Origin of the sequence: Halochromatium roseum (assembly GCF_016653315.1) — a bacterium.
Lineage (GTDB): Bacteria > Pseudomonadota > Gammaproteobacteria > Chromatiales > Chromatiaceae > Lamprobacter > Lamprobacter roseus.
Map to the genome: position 1 here is coordinate 1 of NZ_NHSH01000016.1, position 3,801 is coordinate 3,801.

The window sequence follows — 3,801 nt, forward strand, 5'->3', positions numbered from 1 at the left end:
GAGTTTAGCGGATTGGGCCACGCATTGTGTCAAGACGGAGGCTGAGACCGTAGCGCTTCGATCTGGGCCAGGCTCAGGCCGGTGGCTTGGGGGATCTGGCTGTCTTTGAGCAGACCGATGCTGATGAGTTGCGGGGCGACGAGTGAGTTGATCTGGGTAAGGTCGATCTGTGCACCAAGCCGCTGGAGATGACGCTTGAGCCAGCGGGTGATGAGCCGATCGAGGCGGGCCTTGTTGGGGTCGGCCCGGATCAGGCGCGCCAGCCGATCGACGGCGGCTTGCAGGGAGGCGCGATCGCCTGAGGCGATCTCGACTTGGATGATGCCGCTGAGCGGGCGCTCGGATCGCTATACTGTCTGCCAGACCTGAGACCCGAGGGCGCCTCAAGATGGCAACGACCTATGATGAGATTTTGACGCTGTTCCGCGAGCTTGCCGAGGCACAGAAGGCAACCGATCTGCAGATTAAAGCAACCAGCCGCGAGATTGCCGAGCGGAACCGCGAAATTGCCGAGCTGAACCGCGAACTTACCGAGTCACGGAAAGCAACCGATCTGCAGATCAAGGAGACCAGCCGCGAGATTGCCGAGCTGAAATCGCTGTTCACGAGCCAGTGGGGCAAGCTGATGGAATCGCTGGTGGAGGGCGATCTGGTGAATCTGCTCAGGGCGCGCGGCATCGCAATCACCGATACGACGACGCGCCTCAAAGGTCAGCGCGCCGATGGTGGGAATTATGAGTTCGACATCCTCGCCCACACTGGCGCGGAGCTGGTGGTGGTTGAGGTGAAGACGACGCTGCGCCCGAAGGACGTCAAGGCCTTCCTGCGCAAGCTGGATCACTTCAAGGAATGGCTGCCGCGTTACGCGAACAATCGCATTTTTGGGGCGATGGCCTGGCTCAGTGCGGACGCGGGCGCGGAGGCGATGCTCACCAAGCGCGGGCTGTTCAGCATCCGCGCAACCGGTGACTCGGCGGCGATTCAGAACGCGATGGACTTTGCGCCGCGGGCTTGGTGAGTCGGTCACTCGGTGGGGAAACCCGGAGGAAAAACAGGGGGCGGGTCCGGTTTTCCGCGCTCAGTGATCCCGGCGCTGTTTCGCCAGCCAGGCTTCAATGATGGCGGGGTCGAGCCCCTTGAGGCGCTGCTCGGGGTCGAGTCCCTTGAGGCGCTGCTCGGGGTCGAGGCCTTTGAGGCGCTGCTCGGGGTCTAGGCGCTTGAGAATCGCGTCGGGGTCGCGCTTGAGCGCGTCTTCGATCACCAGTTCATGGGTCTCGCGGATGAAGTCTTGCAGGGTGTAGGCCATCTCGGGTGCCTCGCGTTGGAAGATGAGGTGCAGTCGTTCGAGCAGTGTCCAGCGGCCGTTTTGGTTGGGCTCGCGCAGGCGGTGGCGGTAGTGTTCGAGCCCTTGGCGCATGCGATCCTGCTCGCTGGCGAAGAGTTCCCAGGGGGCGTTGCGCGGATGTTTGCTGATCCGGTTGAGGACGATGACCCGCACCCGATGCCCGCCCCAGGGCAGGTCGTAGACGCCTTTCCAGGCAGTGGCTTGCAGGCCGTGGTGGCGCGCGAGCCCTTTGGGATAGCGTGTGGCGACGGCATAGAGGCCGAAGGCGTCGCGCGGATGGCGGGCCTGCTCGGCGGTGAGGTTGACTTTGCGGTAGAGGACGTAATACCCGATCAGTTCATCCAGCGACCAGACACCCAGGGTTTCATGGCGGGATTTGTAGCTCAGCAGGTTGATGGCGCGCAGATTCTCGAGCCCATCGGGGAGCGGGTCGGGTAGCGGGGCTTTGCAGCCGGCTTCTGCGGCTTCAATGATCGCGACGTCGAGTGCTTGACTGGTCAGTGCGAGTTCTTGTTCGAGTTCGACGCGCCAGGGAACGTCGGCGAACACCTCCACCAGCGCGATGCCAAAGGCCCGGTGCCATTCGCGTAAGCGGGCTTTGTCTGGGCTGTTGGGATGCTTGGGGGTCATTGAAACAGTCTAGCGGGTTGAACGCTTGGATGAAAACAGGGCGAAGCACCGGACGCGAAACCCGGGGCGGACCACGGTTTAGCCCGGCTGGTCAGCAGGCGCAGGGTCGCGAGCGCGGGGCTCAAACTCGAACTCAAGGCTTGATCGTCTCGGGGCACGCAGTGTCGCCCTCGCCTTCGCGGCGATCGGGCCGCGCTTCGACTCAGCTTGCGATTCTGCTAACCGTCTGACAAGGAGCCCACTCCCCTGTCCAGCGCCATGACCGATATCAGCCAAACCGCCCCGAACACCGCCCCGGTCAACCAGCTCAACCCGCGCCAGCGCTTGGAGGGCTTGCTGCAGCAGGCGTTGCCCAGCGTCGGCAGCACGCTGGCGCAAGCGCAGAGCAATCAGGCCCCGGGGCGCACTGATCTGGAGGAGCCGCTGCAGCGGGTAAACGAGGTGATGAACCAGTATGGGGTGCAGTTCGAGATGAGCGAGCCGCCGGGCGAGCGCTTGATCACGCGCATTGTCGATAGCGAGTCGGGCGATGTGCTCCGCCAGATCCCGCCGGAGGAGGTGCTGCGCATGGCCGAGAAGATCATGGAGATGACCCAGGCCGCGCGCGGTGACTTGGTGAATCTTCAGGCTTGAGGGGTTGGGGGGCTCCTGGGAGACTCGGCGCTTGGCTGCGCGTCTTAGTGGAAGAGGGTTTCGGGGCTCTCGGCGGTGAGGATGTTGTCAAGCCAGGCGTCGAGTTGCTCAATGTCCGCGGCTTCGACGCGGTCGCGGTAGCGCTCGGCACAGTCGGGGCCAAATTTGCGGGTGAGTAGGCGGAGGAGTGTTTTGGCTTCGCCGATGATGACGCCGCGCTGTTCGCCGATGATGACGCCTTTATCAATCCCGGCTTGTTCAACTGTGGTGATGTATGGCATGCGTTGTTGCTCCTCGTAGGCATAGAGTTCTTGGCGGAAGTCCGCTTCAAGGCCCTCGGGTAGGCGGATCATCCAGTCGATGAGGCGGAATAGCTGTAGGATCAAGGGGCGCTCGTAGCCGCGCTCATAGAGCATGCGGATGAGGCGGAATTTCCAGCCTTTGAGCGTTTCGGCATCGTCGGTGACCTTGGCGCGGATCTGCGCCATGATCACGAGGGCAAAGACGTTGTCGCTCGCTTCGAGTTCCGCCCAGCGCTCGGGTTCGGTGTAGTCGAGCAGTTTGACCGTTGGGAAGCGGAAGATGATGTCGCAGCCCCAACGCCCGTCTTCGTAGCGCTCGGGTCGAAACTGGCGGTTGGTGTCGCTGAGTACGGCGAGGCTGACCACGGGGCGGTCGTAGCGATCACGAATCCGATAGTTGTACTGGAACATGCGCTTGGCGAACTCGGTCTGGGCCGCGCCCTGCACTTCCGTGTGGACCAGTACCCAGAGGTCATGGCCTTCTCGGGTGCGCACGTCGATGAGTTTGTCGGCGTAGCGTCGGCCGCTGTCGGCGTCGCCAGTGATCTGCTGCAGTTCGTTGTCGAGCGAGCGGTAGGGGGTGTTCCAGTCGATCTCGGCGTGGATGGCCGGAAACAGCAGCGCGAGGAACTCGGGGAAGAAGCGTTCGAGGGCTTCTTTCCAGGGGCTGTCTTGGTCGCGCTTGGGGCTGTCTTGGTCGTTCTTGGTTGCGCCCGTTGCAGCCGGGGTGTTGTCGGTGTTGGTCTCGGTGGTCGCCATGGGCTGAGTTTAGCGGATTGGGCCACGCATTGTGTCAAGACGGAGGCTGAGACCGTAGCGCTTCGATCTGGGCCAGGCTCAGGCCGGTGGCTTGGGGGATCTGGCTGTCTTTGAGCAGACCGATGCTGATGA

The 3,801-nt window shown here is 62.9% G+C and carries 4 protein-coding genes; 2 read left to right on the forward strand and 2 right to left on the reverse strand.

The genetic code is table 11. The features are described 5' to 3' along the window. Window positions 1–388 precede the first annotated feature (388 nt). Complete coding sequence (locus CCR96_RS02160) at window positions 389–1,018, forward strand: hypothetical protein (protein WP_201215834.1); 630 nt, start codon at window positions 389–391, stop codon at window positions 1,016–1,018. A gap of 60 nt (window positions 1,019–1,078) precedes the next feature. Here CCR96_RS02160 and CCR96_RS02165 read toward each other — a convergent pair whose 3' ends face one another. Then, window positions 1,079–1,975, reverse strand: a complete 897-nt coding sequence (locus tag CCR96_RS02165; protein ID WP_201215838.1) for a hypothetical protein — start codon at window positions 1,973–1,975, stop codon at window positions 1,079–1,081. Window positions 1,976–2,233: 258 nt separating this feature from the next. Between CCR96_RS02165 and CCR96_RS02170 the strand changes: the two genes are divergently transcribed. After that, window positions 2,234–2,608: a flagellar protein FlaG gene (locus CCR96_RS02170; RefSeq protein ID WP_201215841.1), complete on the forward strand. Its 375-nt coding sequence runs from the start codon at window positions 2,234–2,236 to the stop codon at window positions 2,606–2,608. 44 nt (window positions 2,609–2,652) lie between these two features. Here CCR96_RS02170 and CCR96_RS02175 read toward each other — a convergent pair whose 3' ends face one another. Next, window positions 2,653–3,669, reverse strand: coding sequence for a DUF4351 domain-containing protein (locus tag CCR96_RS02175; protein WP_242518360.1), 1,017 nt, complete (start codon window positions 3,667–3,669; stop codon window positions 2,653–2,655). Window positions 3,670–3,801 lie beyond the last annotated feature (132 nt).

Coding starts and splice junctions, on each gene's coding strand:
- CCR96_RS02170 (WP_201215841.1), top strand. CDS start 2,234: ATGACCGATATCAGCCAAACCGCCCCGAACACCGCCCCGGTCAACCAG.
- CCR96_RS02175 (WP_242518360.1), bottom strand. CDS start 3,669: ATGGCGACCACCGAGACCAACACCGACAACACCCCGGCTGCAACGGGC.
- CCR96_RS02165 (WP_201215838.1), bottom strand. CDS start 1,975: ATGACCCCCAAGCATCCCAACAGCCCAGACAAAGCCCGCTTACGCGAA.
- CCR96_RS02160 (WP_201215834.1), top strand. CDS start 389: ATGGCAACGACCTATGATGAGATTTTGACGCTGTTCCGCGAGCTTGCC.